General features: G+C 71.1%; 12 protein-coding genes. 9 read left to right on the forward strand and 3 right to left on the reverse strand.

Annotated elements, in window-relative coordinates:
• The first annotated feature begins 123 nt into the window (after positions 1-123).
• The gene (locus ACH34W_RS08395) at positions 124-981 is read left to right on the forward strand and encodes a helix-turn-helix transcriptional regulator (RefSeq protein ID WP_395960173.1); all 858 of its coding nucleotides are present in this window, start codon (positions 124-126) and stop codon (positions 979-981) included.
• 4 nt (positions 982-985) lie between these two features.
• Here the strand turns inward: ACH34W_RS08395 and ACH34W_RS08400 are convergent, their stop codons facing one another.
• A complete protein-coding gene (locus tag ACH34W_RS08400; RefSeq protein ID WP_395960174.1) occupies positions 986-2,914 on the reverse strand; it encodes an amino acid transporter in 1,929 nt (642 codons plus the stop codon).
• Positions 2,915-3,013: 99 nt separating this feature from the next.
• On the opposite strand from ACH34W_RS08400, the gene ACH34W_RS08405 reads away from it, so the two are divergent.
• A complete protein-coding gene (locus ACH34W_RS08405) occupies positions 3,014-4,360 on the forward strand; it encodes a hypothetical protein (RefSeq protein WP_395960175.1) in 1,347 nt (448 codons plus the stop codon).
• 23 nt (positions 4,361-4,383) lie between these two features.
• Here the strand turns inward: ACH34W_RS08405 and polA are convergent, their stop codons facing one another.
• Positions 4,384-7,074, reverse strand: a complete 2,691-nt coding sequence (polA, locus tag ACH34W_RS08410; RefSeq protein WP_395960176.1) for a DNA polymerase I — start codon at positions 7,072-7,074, stop codon at positions 4,384-4,386.
• 124 nt (positions 7,075-7,198) lie between these two features.
• On the opposite strand from polA, the gene ACH34W_RS08415 reads away from it, so the two are divergent.
• The 7 genes from ACH34W_RS08415 (at position 7,199) to ACH34W_RS08445 (ending at position 13,779) form a co-directional block, all read left to right on the forward strand.
• Positions 7,199-9,097, forward strand: a complete 1,899-nt coding sequence (locus tag ACH34W_RS08415; protein ID WP_395960177.1) for a BTAD domain-containing putative transcriptional regulator — start codon at positions 7,199-7,201, stop codon at positions 9,095-9,097.
• A 72-nt stretch (positions 9,098-9,169) separates the two neighbouring features.
• Positions 9,170-9,442 carry a hypothetical protein gene (locus tag ACH34W_RS08420; protein ID WP_395960178.1) on the forward strand — a complete coding sequence of 91 codons (273 nt, stop codon included), beginning with the start codon at positions 9,170-9,172 and terminating at the stop codon, positions 9,440-9,442.
• A 22-nt stretch (positions 9,443-9,464) separates the two neighbouring features.
• Positions 9,465-9,749 carry a hypothetical protein gene (locus ACH34W_RS08425; RefSeq protein ID WP_395960179.1) on the forward strand — a complete coding sequence of 95 codons (285 nt, stop codon included), beginning with the start codon at positions 9,465-9,467 and terminating at the stop codon, positions 9,747-9,749.
• A gap of 3 nt (positions 9,750-9,752) precedes the next feature.
• Positions 9,753-10,778, forward strand: a complete 1,026-nt coding sequence (locus ACH34W_RS08430; RefSeq protein WP_395960181.1) for an MvdC/MvdD family ATP grasp protein — start codon at positions 9,753-9,755, stop codon at positions 10,776-10,778.
• 4 nt (positions 10,779-10,782) lie between these two features.
• Positions 10,783-11,352 carry a MauE/DoxX family redox-associated membrane protein gene (locus ACH34W_RS08435; protein WP_395960182.1) on the forward strand — a complete coding sequence of 190 codons (570 nt, stop codon included), beginning with the start codon at positions 10,783-10,785 and terminating at the stop codon, positions 11,350-11,352.
• 40 nt (positions 11,353-11,392) lie between these two features.
• Positions 11,393-11,950, forward strand: coding sequence for a TlpA family protein disulfide reductase (locus ACH34W_RS08440; protein ID WP_395960183.1), 558 nt, complete (start codon positions 11,393-11,395; stop codon positions 11,948-11,950).
• On the forward strand, positions 11,947-13,779 hold the full coding sequence (locus ACH34W_RS08445) for an ABC transporter ATP-binding protein (RefSeq protein WP_395960184.1): 1,833 nt from the start codon (positions 11,947-11,949) through the stop codon (positions 13,777-13,779). The genes ACH34W_RS08440 and ACH34W_RS08445 overlap by 4 nt, the downstream gene beginning before the upstream one ends.
• A gap of 91 nt (positions 13,780-13,870) precedes the next feature.
• Here ACH34W_RS08445 and ACH34W_RS08450 read toward each other — a convergent pair whose 3' ends face one another.
• Positions 13,871-14,701, reverse strand: a complete 831-nt coding sequence (locus ACH34W_RS08450) for a metallophosphoesterase family protein (protein WP_395960185.1) — start codon at positions 14,699-14,701, stop codon at positions 13,871-13,873.
• Positions 14,702-14,729 lie beyond the last annotated feature (28 nt).

Genomic DNA, 14,729 nt, shown 5'->3' on the forward strand with positions numbered 1-14,729 from the left:
AGCATGACACGACATCGGCCACGTTAATGAGAAGCGCATGGCCCGTCCTGGTGCCGCTGCTACCACCCTCCTGACACGCACCCTCCTGACACGCACCCTCCTGACACCGAAAGCCGATCGCTCATGGACCATGACGGGAAGTCCGCCAGGCGCGCCGAGCTCGCCGCTTTCCTGCGCGCGCGGCGGGCACGGCTGCGGCCCGCCGACGTGGGGCTGCCGCAGGACGTGTCCCCCGGACGGCGCCGGACTCCCGGGCTGCGCCGCGAAGAGGTCGCCGAGCTGTCAGGGGTCGGCCTCACCTGGTACACCTGGCTGGAACAGGGACGCGACATCTCCGCGTCATCCCAGGTGATCGACGCACTGGCACGCGCCCTGCTGCTCGACCCGCACAGCCACCGCCACCTCCGCGACCTCGCCGGGCTGGCCACCCCCTCCAGCGAGACGGCCGGCGAGGACGTGCTGCCACGGCTGCGCAGGCTGGTCGACGCGGCCGCGCCGAACCTCGCCTGCGTCTATGACCCGTGCTTCGACTTCCTGGTCTGGAACGGGCCGTACGCCCACGTCCGGCAGGACCCCGGCCTGTTCCCCCGCGATCGGCGCAACCTGGTGTGGATGATGTTCACGGACACCGAGATCGCGGGCCGCCTGGTCCGGTGGGAGCCCGCGGCCCGGGCCGTGGTCGCCCAGTTCCGTGCGGCGGTCGGGCGGCGGCCGGACGACCCGAGGCTGGCACACATCGTGGCGGAGCTGAGCGAGACGAGCCCGAAGTTCCGGGAGTGGTGGACCGAATACACCATCCGGCCGTTCGTCCCCGCGACGATCGGCGTCGACCATCCGGAGGCGGGCCTCATCCGGCTTGAACTCTTCCAGTTCCGCCCGGTGGAACATCCCGGCCTGCTCATGGTCCTGCAGGTTCCGGCCGGCGCCGTGGACCGCGAGCGGGTCGCCTCGCTCCTCGACGGCGACGCCGAGGGCGCGTGACGGGTCAGCCGACGTGGACCAGGGGCCTGCGTTCGATCTCGGGCTCGGCCTGGCGCAGGATCTCCCGGGTGAGCGGCGGGACGTCGCCCCCGCCGAAGACCAGGTAGCGCAGCAGCGCGCCGATGGGATTGCCCTCGACCCAATGGAAGTAGACGTGCGGCATCCGGCCGGTCTCGTCCCGGGCGTGCAGCAGGACCGCGGCGATGCCGTTGGAGATGCTCGGGCTCTCCAGGCGCAGGATGCGGTATCCGTGGAGCTCCTCACCGGTGACGTGGAGCGCGCTCTCGAACTCCGAGGCGTCGGAGACCGTGATCTCCAGGAAGAGGAGCCCCTCGTCCGTGCGCAGCCGATGCAGCTCCCAGGCCTCCCGCGCCTTGTCCGCGTACTCCCGCTGGTCGCGTTCGTCCGGCTCGTTCGCGATGAACCGGATCTCGCCGCACTCGGCGAGGTAGCGGCGGGCGGTGTCGTCGAAGGTGACCTCGGTGGCGCGCAACTCGGTGGACCGGGTCGCGCGGGAGACCAGCGACGTGACCACGATCGCCACGCAGAACAACAGCGCGATCACCAGGCCGTCCGGCCGCTCGATGATGTTGGCGACGGTGGCGTAGGTGAAGATCAGTGAGATCAGGCCGAACGCGAGCATCGGGACGCGGCGGCCCTGCTTCCAGGCCGCCAGCGTGACCGCGACGGCGGCGGAAAGGATGAGCGCCAGCACACCGGTCGCGTACGCGCCGCCCTGGGCCTCGACCTCCGCGCCGAACAGCAGGGTGATGCCGAACGAGACGACGGTGAAGACCAGCACCATCGGGCGGGTGGCACGCGACCAGTCCGGGGCCATGCCGTAGCGCGGCAGGTAGCGCGGCACGATATTGAGCAGACCGGCCATCGCCGAGGCCCCGGCGAACCACAGGATCGCGACGGTGCTGATGTCGTACGCGGTGCCGAACCAGTCGCCGAGATGTTCGTGGGCCAGGTAGGCGAGGGCGCGCCCGTTCGCCTTGCCGCCCTCTTCGAACTCCTTCTCGGGGATCAGCACCGTCGTCGCGAAACTGGAGGTGATCAGGAAGACGCTCATGATGAGCGCCGCCGTGGTGAGCAGCTTGCGCGCGCCCGCGATCCGTTCCGCCACCGTGCCCTTGACCAGCGGCATGACGGCCACACCCGTCTCGAAACCGGACAGGCCCAGCGCCAGCTTGGGCATCACGAACAGCGAGACGGCGATCATCGCGACGGGGCTGGAGTAGTCGGCCTCCAGTACGTGCCGCCAGTCGGTGACCAGGCCGGGGTCGCCGATGACCTTGGCGATGGCGTTGCCCACGACCACGACGTTCAGCGACAGGTAGACGATCACGAGCACCACCGCGATCGAGATCGCCTCACTGAACCCGACCAGGAAGACCGCGCCCAGAGCGGCGATCAGGACGAGCGTCACCGGGACCTGCCAGCCCCCCACGGCCTCCGGGACGAACGGGTTGTGCAGCAGGTGCGCCGTGGCGTCCGCCGCCGACAACGTGATCGTCACGATGAACGCGGTCGCGACGAAGCCCAGCAGAAACAACACCAGCAGCTTGCCGCGCCATCCGGGCAGTAGCCGTTCCAGCATCGACAGCGAACCCAGCCCGTGCGGGCTCTGCCCCGCCACCGACCGGTAGACGGGCAGCGCGCCGAACAGGGTCAGCGCCACCAGCAGCAGCGTGGCGATCGGGCTGAGCGCGCCGGCCGCCAGGGCCGCGATCCCCGGCTGGTAACCGAGGGTCGAGAAGTAGTCGACCCCGGTGAGGCACATGACCTGCCACCACCGGTGCTGCTTGTGCGGTGTCTCCTCGTGGTGCGGTCCGAGCCCCTTCTTACCGCGGCCAGGGCGGTGCAGGCCCTGCAGCAGCCATCGCCGCGCGGCCGAACCGGTCGCCGGCTGCGGGGATTCGTTCGCCACCCCTGGTCACCGACCTCACAGACGCATAAATGAGACACGACACCCTACTGCGCCTCCGACCTGGCGCTATCTCAGGGGGGCGAGGAGTAAATTGCGGTTGTGGCAAACGATCAATCAAGCGGTGGCGATGATCTGGCGACGTCGGCCGCGATCGCCGGCGCCATCGGCGGTCTCGCGGGCGCAGCCCTGATGGGGCATCGCGGAAGGCGGGCGGTCCTGGCCGGCGCGGCCGCCGGGGCGATCGGGCTGGGCGTGGCGGAGGCCGTCGCCCGGTCCCGGCAGCGGCCCGGCGAGATCCCCGCGCTCTGGCAGCGGATCGCGATGAGCGGTGCCATGAGCGCGCCGCTCGGCTGGGCGGCCGGGCGGCTCGGTGCAGGGCCGCTCCCGGTCGGCACGGCGGCGGGCATGATCGCGGGCGCGCTGGGCGTCCGGCCGCAGAAGGTCGCGCTCGGCCCGGTGGTCGGCGCGGCGGCCGGCGGAGCGTATGCGACGCGGCTCCGCGGCACCAGGACACGTAACACCGGTGAACGCGACACCGGGACACGCGGCACCGGTGCAGCGGCCGCCTCCGGCGCGGCCGCGGCGGCCACCGCGGTCGTCTCGTTCCGTGTTCTGTCGGCGCTGTTGTTCCGCGACGCGCAGGTCAGCCTGGTGGCCGAACGGGTGAAGGACCTGCCGTTCGTGGTGCCACTGGAGGCACGGTCGCGGTACGTGGGCACGTCCTATGTGCGTGAGCTGGCCAAGGTGATGGGCGGCGCGTACACACCGGACACCCCGGATGTCGGCATCGTGGCCTCGCTCGACGAGCTGGCCGGGCCCGATTTCGACCCGGCCGGGGTCGATCCGCGGGTACGGGAGTTCTACGAGCACACCTCGCGGTTCACCCTGGACATCGTGCCGGAATGGCGGCTGTGGGTGCGGCCGGGGTATCTGCTCTACCGAACGTTCCTCGCACGCCCGCTCGGCCAGGCCAACGTGCCCATGAACCAGCGGGACGTCCAGCGCGGGATGCGCAGCCGCATCGACACGATCATCCCCGACCAGAGCGACGTGGTGACCGTCCGCGGCTGGATCCGTTCCTTCGCCGACACCGACGAGCCCATTTACGTCGGCATCTACACGACCTACCGGCACGGCGACCGCGGATATGTCAGCGTCGGCTTCCCACTGCCGCAGGCGAGCTTCACCGCCACGCTCGTGCCTCAGGCCCGCCCGGGCGGCGGCCTGGTCCTCACCAGCCAGAGCGATCTCGATCAGCCCGGTCACTACCTGACCTACATCGACGCCGAGACCCGGGAGCTGACGACGCTGGCGGTGCACGGCTTCGCCGAACGGCTCGACGTCTACGTCCGGGACGGCGAACTCCAGGCCGAGCACGCGTTCTCGGTCTTCGGCATCCCGTTCCTGGTGCTCCAGTACCGGATGATCCGCAAGCCCGGCCACTAGGGCGCGTCTCAAAGTCAGCTGCCCTAGTGGGCTGCGGCGTCCCAATCGCGGCCGGTGCCGAGGGCGACCTCTAGGCCCACCGTGAGCGGGTAGGCCGTGGTCATCTGGGTGTGGACGAGCTCCTCGACCCGCACGCGCTCCCCAGGGGCCACTTCGATGACGACCTCGTCGTGGACCTGGAGGAGGAGCCGGCTGCACAGCCCGGCGGCGGTGAGGGCGTCGTCCACCCGGAGCATCGCGATCTTGACGAGGTCGGCGGCCGATCCCTGGATGGGGGCGTTGAGCGCCATCCGCTCCGCGGTCTCACGGCGCTGCCGGTTGTCGCTGCCCAGGTGGGGGAGATAGCGGCGGCGGCCGAGGATCGTCTGGGTGTAGCCGGTATGGCGGGCCTCCTCCACCACGTGGTCGAGGTAGTCGCGCACGCCGCCGAGCCGCTCGAAATAGGCGTCCATCAGCGGCTTGGCCTCGGACACCGCGATGCCCAGCTGCCGGGCCAGGCCGAACGCCGACAGGCCGTAGGCCAGACCGTACGACATGGCCTTGATCTTGCGGCGCATGTCGGCGGTGACCGCCTCCGGCGCGACCCGGAAGACCTGGGCGGCCATGGTGGTGTGCAGGTCCTCGCCGGACTCGAATGCGGAGAGCAGCGTCGGGTCCTGTGAGAGATGCGCCATGATCCGCAGCTCCAGCTGGCCGTAGTCGGCGGTCAGCAGGGCCTCGTAGCCCTCGCCGGGCAGGAACGCCTGCCGGATGCGGCGGCCCTCCTCCGTGCGGATCGGGATGACCTGGAGATTGGGCTCGATGGAGGTGAGCCGTCCGGTGGCGGCGACGGTCTGCTGGAACGTGGTGTGGATGCGGCCGTCGGCGCCGATCTCCCGGATCAGCCCGGCCACCGTCATGCGCAGCCGTGCCTGGTCGCGGTGGTGCAGCAGGATCTCCGGGAGCCCGTTGTCGGTCTGGGTGGCCAGCCAGGTCAGCGCGTCAACGTCGGTCGAGTGGCCCGACTTGATCTTTTTGGTCTTGGGCAGCCCGAGCTCGCCGAAGAGCACCTCCTGGAGCTGCTTGGTCGAGCCGGGGTTGAACGGGTGTCCCGCGATGTCGGCGGCCTCCTCGGCGGCGCGTTCCATCGCGTCGGCGAACTGCTTTTCCAGCTCGCGGAGCAACGCGTCGTCGACGTACACCCCGGCCCGTTCGACCCGGGCCAGCAGGGCCGACAGGGGAAGCTCGACGTCGCTCAGGATCTCGGCCATGCCCGTCGAGCGGAGCTCGTCGGTGAACCGGCCGGCCAGGTCGAGGACGGCGCGCGCCTCGACCATCAGCCCGGCGGCGCCCTCGGCGGGCGGCCGGTAGCCGAGGTGGCGGGCGGCGAGGTCGGCGATGCCGTACGCGGCGAGACCGGGCAACAGGAGGTAGGCCGCCATGGCGGTGTCGGTGGCGATGCCCTCCAGACGCCACCCACGCTCGGCGAAACAACGCAGCAGGGACTTCACGTCGTGCAGCGCTTTGGGCCGGTCTGGGTCGGCCAGCCAGCCCGTGAAGGCCCGTTCGTCGGCCTCGGTGAGCCGCGACGGCTCGAAGGCGGCCGCGAAGCCGTCACCGGTGGCGAGCGCGATCCGCAGGACGTCGCCTGCGCCCCGTACCCACGTGGTCTCCGCGGCGAGGCCGACCGGCGCGGCCTGCTCTTCCGGCGCCCCGGCTCCTGCCCGCGTCTGGAGCCACTCGGCGAGCTCGCCCGGGCCGAGCTCGCGTCCCTTGATCGGAGCCGTGTCCGAAGCCGGACCGCCGGAGTCGTCCGTCTCGCCCGCGCCCTCGTGCGCCTTGCCGTCGCCCGGGTCTGCAGCGAAGAGCCGCTGCCGCAGACTGGCGTTGCGGAACTCCAGCTCGTCCAGCAGCCTTGTGAAGGCCGGGAGGTCGTACGGCCGGCGCAGCAGATCGTCGAGCCCCACCGGCAGGTCGACGTCGCGGACGAGCTCGGTGAGGCGCCTGTTGAGCCGGATGGTCTCTATCGCGTCCCGGAGCTTGTCACCGGCCTTGCCCTTGACCTCGCCGGCGCGCTCCACCAGCTCCGCCAGCGAGCCGAACTCACGGATCCACTTGGCGGCGGTCTTCTCCCCGATGCCGGGGATGCTCGGCAGGTTGTCCGACGGGTCGCCGCGCAGCGCCGCGAAGTCGGGGTACTGGCGCGGGGTCAGGCCGTACTTCGCCTCGACCGCCTCCGGGGTGTAGCGGATCATCTCGGCCGCGGTCCGGTAGAAGTAGAGCGCCGTGACATCGTCGCTGACCAGCTGGAGCACGTCCCGGTCACCCGTGACGATCAGCACCTGGAAGCCCGCCGCCTCCGCCTCCGTGGCCAGCGTCGCGATGACGTCGTCGGCCTCGTAGCCGGGCACGCGGAGCGTGGTCACGTTCATCGCCGCGAGCAGATCTCCGAGGACCTTCATCTGGGTGTGGAACTCGTCCGGCGACCGTGACCGGTTGGCCTTGTAATCGGGGAAGGCCTCGGTGCGGAAGGTCTGCCGGGAGACGTCGAACGCGACCCCGACGTGTGTGGGCTGCTCGTCCCGGAGCACGTTGGCCATCATGTTGGCGAACCCGTAGACCACGTTGGTCGGCTGGCCCGCCGTGGTGGTGAAGTTTTCCACGGGCAGCGCGTAGAAGGCCCGGTAGGCCAGCGAGTGGCCGTCGAGGAGCAGCAGGCGGGGCCGGTCGGTCATGCTGCCATCCTCGCAGGTGCCCCCGACAACCCAGGGTCGACGATCGGCCCGGGTCACCCGGGGCTTGTTCCGATCCCGAAAGGACCTTACTTTCTGATCAGGTTCTGACCGGGGGAGGCAGCCGATGGGCGACGGCGGCGGCAACATGCCCGCAACACGGGAGCGGTTCGGAATGACCTGGCGGGACACCGCCTCGTCGCTGCGGGTGCCGTACCCGACCCTCTACCGCCAGTACATGGCGGGCGGACGGCTCGTGGTGAGGGAAACCCTGGCCGAGGAGCCGTCCAGGAGGCCGGCGGGCCCCGAGTTGCTCATCCTGGGCGAGATGATCATCCGCTCCGACGGCAGGAACGTGGAGCTTCCCGGGCCGAGCGTTCGTGGCCTGCTCGGCGCCCTGCTCCTCTCGCCCGGCGACATCGTGGGGGAAGCCCGGCTGCTCGAACTGGCATGGGGCGAACGCGGCACCCGCAGGGCATTACAGTGCGCCGTCCACCGCCTGAGGAGCTGGTTGCGCGGACTCGCCGGCCAGCCGTGCCGCCTGGAGCACTCGGGATCGGGGTACCGGCTCGTGGTGCCCGCCGAGGCCGTTGATCTCGCCAGGTTCAAGGCCGGGGTGCGGGCCGGCGCCTCCGGCGATCCCGACCGCCGGCTCGCGGTGCTGTCCGCCGCCCTCGGCGAATGGCGGGGCCCGGTGCTGGGCGGGCGGCCCGAGTGGCTGGCCGACGATCCGGTCGTCCGCGCGGTGGAGCAGTCCCGCGTGGACACCGCGGCGACGCTCGCCGACCTGGCGCTCCGGCTGGGGCGGTCGGCGGACGTGGTGTCCCTGGTGGCGGAGGTCGCCGCCGCCGCGCCCTACGACGAACCATTACAGGCGCGGCTCGTCCGGCTGCTGTCGGCGTCCGGCCGTCACGCGGAGGCGTTACGCCAGGTCGAGCGGGTCCGTGAGCGGCTCGACGACGATCTCGGAATCGGCCCGTCCGAGGAGATGCGGAGTGCCCACGCGGCGGCGCTGCAGGAGGACAGCCGGTTCGTTCCCATCCCCATGCAACTGCCCCCGGACGTGCCCGACTTCACCGGGCGCCACCACGAGATCGAGGCCATCTGCGATCCGATGCTCGCCGGGCGCGGACCGCTCGTCTTCGCGGTCAACGGAGGTCCGGGGCTCGGCAAGACCGCGCTCGCCGTCCACGTCGCGCACCGGATGGCCGCGCTCTACCCCAACGGGCAACTGCACGCTGACCTGCGCGGAGCCGATCCGTACGTCGTGCTCGGGAGGTTCCTGAACGCCCTGGGAGTGAACGAGCAGACCCTGCCCTGCTCGCTCGACGAACGCATGGCGCTGTACCGCTCCCGTACGGCTGGCCGGAGGGTGCTGGTCCTGCTCGACGACGCGGCCGATGAGGCGCAGGTCCGCCCGCTCGTGCCCGGCGCCGCCGGATGCGCCGTGCTCGTCACCAGCCGCACCTGGCTCGCAGGCCTGGCCGGGGCGCGCCTGCTGAAGCTGGGCGAACCGGATGAGGACGAGGCCGTCCGGCTGCTCTGCAGCGTCTCGGGACGGCCGGGACTGGCGGCGGATCCCGCGGCGGCCGGGATCGTGCGGCTGTGCGATCGTGTGCCCCTAGCCGTGCGCATCGCTGGGGCGCGGCTCGCGATGCGGCCCGGCCTGAGCGCGGCGAGCCTCGCCGGGCGGCTGCGCGACCCGGATCGGCGGCTGGACGAGCTCGCCGTGCACGGCCTGTCCATGCGGGCGACCCTGGATTCGGCCTACCGGGATCTCGCCGTCGCTCACCGGGAGACGTTCCGGCAGCTCGGGACCCTTCCCGCGACCGGTTTCCCGGCCCGGTCCGCCGGGGCCTTGCTGGGAATCTCGGCTGAGTCGGCGACGGCACATCTGGAGGCGCTCGCCGACGCCGGGCTCGTCGACGCCATCGGCGACGAGCCGGACGGAGAGGTGCGCTACGCGCTCGCCGATCTCGTGCGGATCTACGCCTTGGAACGTGCCCGGCGGGCCGTGTGCGGCTGAGAGCGAGGGGCGTGCGCGGCTGAGAGCGAACTGAGAGCGTCCTGAAAGCGGTGCTCAGCCAGGATTCAGCTCGTGATCGCATCGCCGCCGTTCATCCGCTTCGATCCACCCGAGTTGCACGACGGCTCGCTCGTCGTGCGGGCGGTCCCCGGGGAACTCCGGGAGAGCAGGCGGACCGATGCCGGCGTCCCCCTCGCCTACCTCTACGAACACGTGCCCGACGGCATGCCGGAGCGCGACGTCAGCTTCACCGCCGGCCATTTCGACGAGCTCAACCTTGTGTGGTCCTTCTCCGGCGAGCTGACCGGAATCTCTGGGATCACCGAACCGCTTTCGCCGGAGTGACCGGCGAAGAAGGAGGGTTCACATGTCCGACACTCTCACCCGTGATCCGCTGCTGATGGCGCGGTCGTTCACCGACGGCCACGTCCTCGACCCGGACTTCCGTCCGCCGGCCGACCAGAGCAACCAGCCGCTGGCCTACCTCTACTCCAAGTGGGACGGCGTCCCCGCGGCCGCCGACTTCGGCTACTTCGACGACGACACCCAGACCTGGGTCTCCCCGCCCGGCATGCCCACCGCCGGCACCGTCACCTACACCAGGACGTACTGCTACAACACCGACTCCTGCTACGACGACAGCTGCGCGTAAACGATGACCACGAACCCGGGCCCCTGTGTCCTGATCCTGACCCAGGAATTCGATCTGACCGTCGATCCCGTGATCACCGCGCTGTCGGAGCGTGGGGCCCGGGTCGTGCGCGTCGACCTCAGCTACTTCCCGCGCCGGATGCAGCTGACCACCTCGGACCTCGGCGCCACGCCGCGACGGCTGCTGCGCGACACCGAGGCCGGCCGCGAGGTCGATCTCGGCGAGCTGACGGCCGTCTGGTACCGCCGCCCGACCGCGTTCGACTTCGGTCCCGACATGGGCAAGGCGGAGGGCGAGTTCGCGCGCCGCGAGGCCATGCAGGGCGTGGGCGGCATCCTGCGGGCGACCAATTGCCTGTGGGTCAACCGTCCCGACGTCGACGCCGTCGGGGAGCTCAAGCCGTTCCAGCTGGAGCTGGCCAAGCGGCTGGGGCTGCGCGTGCCGCGCACCTTGATCACCAACGATCCGCAGGAGGTCGTCGACCTCCTCGACGCCTCCGATGGTCCCATCGTCTACAAGGCGTTCACCGGAGGCGTCATCCACTACCCCGGCGCCTTCCCGGCCGGGCTGCTGACCACCGTGGTCGGGGACGAGATCCGGGAGAACCTCGACCGGGTCGGCCACACGATGTGCATGTTCCAGGAGTACATCGAGAAGGCCTACGAGGTGCGGCTGACGGTCATGGGCAACACCTACTTCCCGGTCACCATCAGTTCCCAGGAACGGGACAACACGCGGGTGGACTGGCGGGGCGAGACCACCGACATGCCCTACGGCCCGTACCACCCCCTGCCCGAAGAGATCGTCAAGAAGACCCAGGCGTTGCTGGCCGAGCTCGGCGCGGTCTACGCCGCCGTGGACTTCATCGTCACGCCGTCCGGCGAGTACATCTTCCTCGAGGTCAACCCGATGGGGCAGTTCATGTGGATGCAGCATGACATGGGCCTCGCCTTGGGCGACCACTTCGCGGAACTGCTCATGAAGGGCGGCCCGTTCAGCCGGGGAGAGGTGACCCAAATCGGCTACTGACCAGGTGGCGTTCGGTTGTCAGGCGATCGTCGCGGTCACCTTCGCCTACTCCGCGACGACCAAGGTCGCCGGGCGGGCGGCGTTCGCAGACTTCCGCGGCTGGCTCTCGTCGGCCGCGGGGGTCCCGGCGCACGCCGCGGCGCCGGTGGCGGCCGTGATGGTGGCGCTGGAGGCCGCGACCGCCGTGGCCGTGCTCGTTCCCGTGCTGGCCCCGGCGGGGTTCGTGCTGGCCGCCCTGCTTCTCGCCGTCTTCTCGGCGGGTGTGCGCTCGATGATGCGGCGCCGGGTCGGGGTGCCGTGCCGGTGCTTCGGCAAGGGCCGGCGCCCGCCCGGCGTCCTGCACCTGCTCCGCAACGGGGCGCTGTTCGCCGTCGCGGCGGCGGGCGGCGTGCTGGCCTCCCCGCTGTTCGCAGACTCCGCCGGCGCCGGCCCGCCGCCGACGGTGCTTGCGAACGGCGGGGAGGGGGCCGCGCTGCTCGCCGCCGTCGCGGGCGGCACGGCCGCGCTGCTGCTGATCAATCTGGAAGAGATCGTCGCCCTCTACCGCCCGCGAACCACCCGTGACAACCCGTGACCGCCGTGAACCACCCTTGAATCGCCCGTAAGGAGTCCCCATGTCCTACTCGGCGGCCGCCGTGACGCTGATCGGCGTGCTCAGCCTGATCAACATCGCGCTGACTCTCGGCATCGTCCGGCGGCTCGGCGACCTCCAGCGCCCGGCGGCCGGCATCGGGGCGCCCGGCGGCTCGGGCGGGGACGCGCGGCCGATGACGCTGGCGCCCGGGGCCAAGGTGGGCCCGTTCGAGGTCACCTCCGTGGACGGCGGGGCGGTGTCGCACACCGACCTCACCGGGCCGACGCTCGTGGCGTTCCTCGCGCCCGGATGCCAGGCGTGCGACTTCGCCGTGCCCTCGTTCCTGGAACGTGCAGAGCAGGCCCCCGGTGGCCGCGACCACGTGCTGGTCGTCATCATGGGCACCCCGAAGCTCGGCATGGAGCTGCGCGAGAAGCTCGCGCCGGTGGCCCGCGTGCTGACCGAGGAGGTGGAGGCCGGCCCGCTCGTGCAGGCGTTCGGGGTCATCGGGCTTCCCGCGTTCGCACTGCTGTCGGACGGCAGGATGGTCTCCAGCCACACCGAACCCGAGCAGATCCCGGACGTCGCACCAGCATGATCCGGGCGACCGCGTCATCGCTGGCGGCGGCGACGGAGATAGCCTGGTCGTCCGGGCGCGGCAGGCTGCTCCTCCGCGTCGCGCTCGCCCTGATCGTCAGCGCCGTGCCCGTGGTGGTCGCCTGGCTGACGAAGGTGGTCCTGGACCGGCTGGCCACGCCGGGGACATCGCTGACGTTCCCCGTTCTGCTGCTCGCGCTCGCCGGCGTCGCCGTCGCGTTCATCCCCGAGGTGACGCAGTACCTGGAGGGCGAGCTGGAGCGGGCGATCGGCCTCATCGCCCGCGGGCGGCTCTACGCGGCGATCGCCGGGATGCCGGGACTGCGCCGCTTCGAGGATCCGCAGTTCCACGACCGGATCGCGCTCGCGACGCAGGCCGGGCCGACCGGGCCGGCGGACGTCGTCGGCGGCGCCCTCGGCGGCACGCAGGGGCTCCTCACGCTGACCGGCTTCGTCGCGACGCTCGCCGTGCTCAATCCCTGGATGCTGGTGCCGGTCGTGCTCGCCGGGGCGATCGCGCTGCACGGCCAGCTGCGGCTGAGCGGGTTCCGGGCCGAGACGATCGCGAGACTGGGCCAGGCGTCGCGCCGCGAGTTCTTCTTCGCGCAGTTGCTGACCAGCGTCAGCGCCGCCAAGGAGGTGCGCCTGTACGGCCTGGGAGGGCTCTTCGGTGCCCGCATGCTGGCCGAGCTGCGGCGGATCAACGCCGGTCATCGCACGTTGGGCCGCCGCGAGCTGCTGGTCCAGGGTGTGCACGGGATCCTCGCCGCGGCCGTGGCGGGCGCCGGGCTGGTCTGGGCCGTGACCGCGACCCGTGCCGGGCGGCTGACGATCGGCGACGTGTCGATGTTCATCCTGGCGATCGCGGGTGTGCAGAACGGGCTCACGATCGTGATTCACAGCGTGGGGCGGATGCACGAGGCGATGTTGTTGTTCGGCCACTACCGCTTCGTGGTCGGCGCCGGGCCGGATCTTCCCGAGCCGGTGCGCGTGAACGGGTCGCGACCGTCCGTCCGGCCGCTCACGAAGGGCATCGAGTTGCGCGACGTGTGGTTCCGCTACGGCGACGAACTGCCGTGGGCACTGCGCGGCGTGAACCTGACGATCCCCGCGGGGAGGGCGACGGCGCTGGTCGGCCCGAACGGCGGGGGCAAGAGCACGCTGGTCAAGCTGCTGTGCCGGTTCTACGACCCGACGCGCGGCGCCGTGCTGTGGGACGGCGTCGATCTGCGGGAGCTCCCGGTGGCCGAGCTGCGGCGCCGCATCGGCAGCGTCTTCCAGGACTTCATGGCGTACGAGCTCAGCGCGACCGAGAACATCGGCGTCGGTGACCTCGACGCCCTCGACGACCGGGCACGGGTGGTCGCCGCTGCGCGCCGGGCAGGCTGCCATGAGACCCTGGCCGCCCTGCCCCGCGGCTACGAGACGATGTTGTCGCGGACGTTCGACCCGATCAACCACGACGACCCCGCCAGCGGGGTGCTGCTCTCGGGCGGCCAGTGGCAACGGGTCGCGCTCGCCAGGGCGCTGCTCCGCGACGACGCCGACCTGCTCATTCTGGACGAGCCGAACTCCGGGCTCGACGCGGAGGCCGAGCACGAGGTGCACCAGCGGCTGCGCGAGCACCGCGACGGCCGCACCAGCCTGCTGATCTCACACCGGCTCAGCACGGTCCGGGACGCGGACTCGATCGTCGTGCTGTCCCGCGGCACCGTGGCCGAGGAGGGCTCGCACGCCGCGCTCCTCGGCCACGGCGGCCTGTATGCCCGGTTGTTCGGGCTGCAGGCCTCGGGCTACCTGGACGCCCCTCAGGACCAGGTGTGGAAATAGGAGCCGCCGCCGGCTTGCGCGTTCATCTCCTTTTGTACGCGCCTGAGGCGCCGCGCACAGCCGCCATATGCCCTTCGTTCTAGGGCGGGAGTCACAGCTCGGCGGGCAGAATTCGGCGCGGTCCCTTCGGGGTCTTGCCGCGCCGACGCCATTCCCTGGGATAGCCGACCGACACTTCCTCGAAGGGAACGCCGTCGCTCCAGATCGTCCGCGGGATGTGGAGATGGCCGTACACGACCGCCACCGCGCCGTACCGCACGTGCCAGTCGGCGGTGCGCACGGTGCCGCACCACTGGGCGAACTCGGGGTACCAGAGGACTTCGGTGGGCTCGCGGGTCATCGGGAAATGGTTGACCAGGACGGTGCGGGTGCCCTCCGGGAGGGCGGCCAGGCGGCGTTCGGTCTCGGCGATGCGGGCGTCGCACCAGGCGTCACGGGTGGGATACGGGTCTGGGTGGAGGAACTTCTCGTCCGTGCACACGACGCCCGCCGCGTACGCGATCTCCAGCGCCTCCTTCTTGTTGGACGCGCCCTCCGGCCGGAACGTGTAGTCGTACAGCAGGAACAGCGGAACGACCGTCACCGGCCCGTCCGGCCCCTCCCAAACGGGGTAGGCGTCTTCGGGCGTCACCACGTCCATGCCCCGGCAGATCTCGACCAGATGCCGGTAACGGGCGTCTCCCCGCAGTTGGACGGGATCGTCCTTGGTCGTCCACAGCTCGTGGTTGCCCGGTGCCCAGATCACCTTGGCGAACCGTTCTCGCAGTGTGCGCAGCGCCCACTCGATGTCGCCGACCTGCTCGGCGACATCGCCCGCCACGATGAGCCAGTCGTCGTCGGCCACAGGTCGCAGACCGGCCACGAACGCCCGGTTGTCTTCGAACCCCACGTGCAGGTCGCTGATCGCGTAGAGACCGCCCATGCGCGGATCTTAGGCGACCGGCCCCTGA

Source organism: Actinomadura sp. 6N118 (assembly GCF_044326415.1).
Taxonomy (GTDB): domain Bacteria; phylum Actinomycetota; class Actinomycetes; order Streptosporangiales; family Streptosporangiaceae; genus Spirillospora.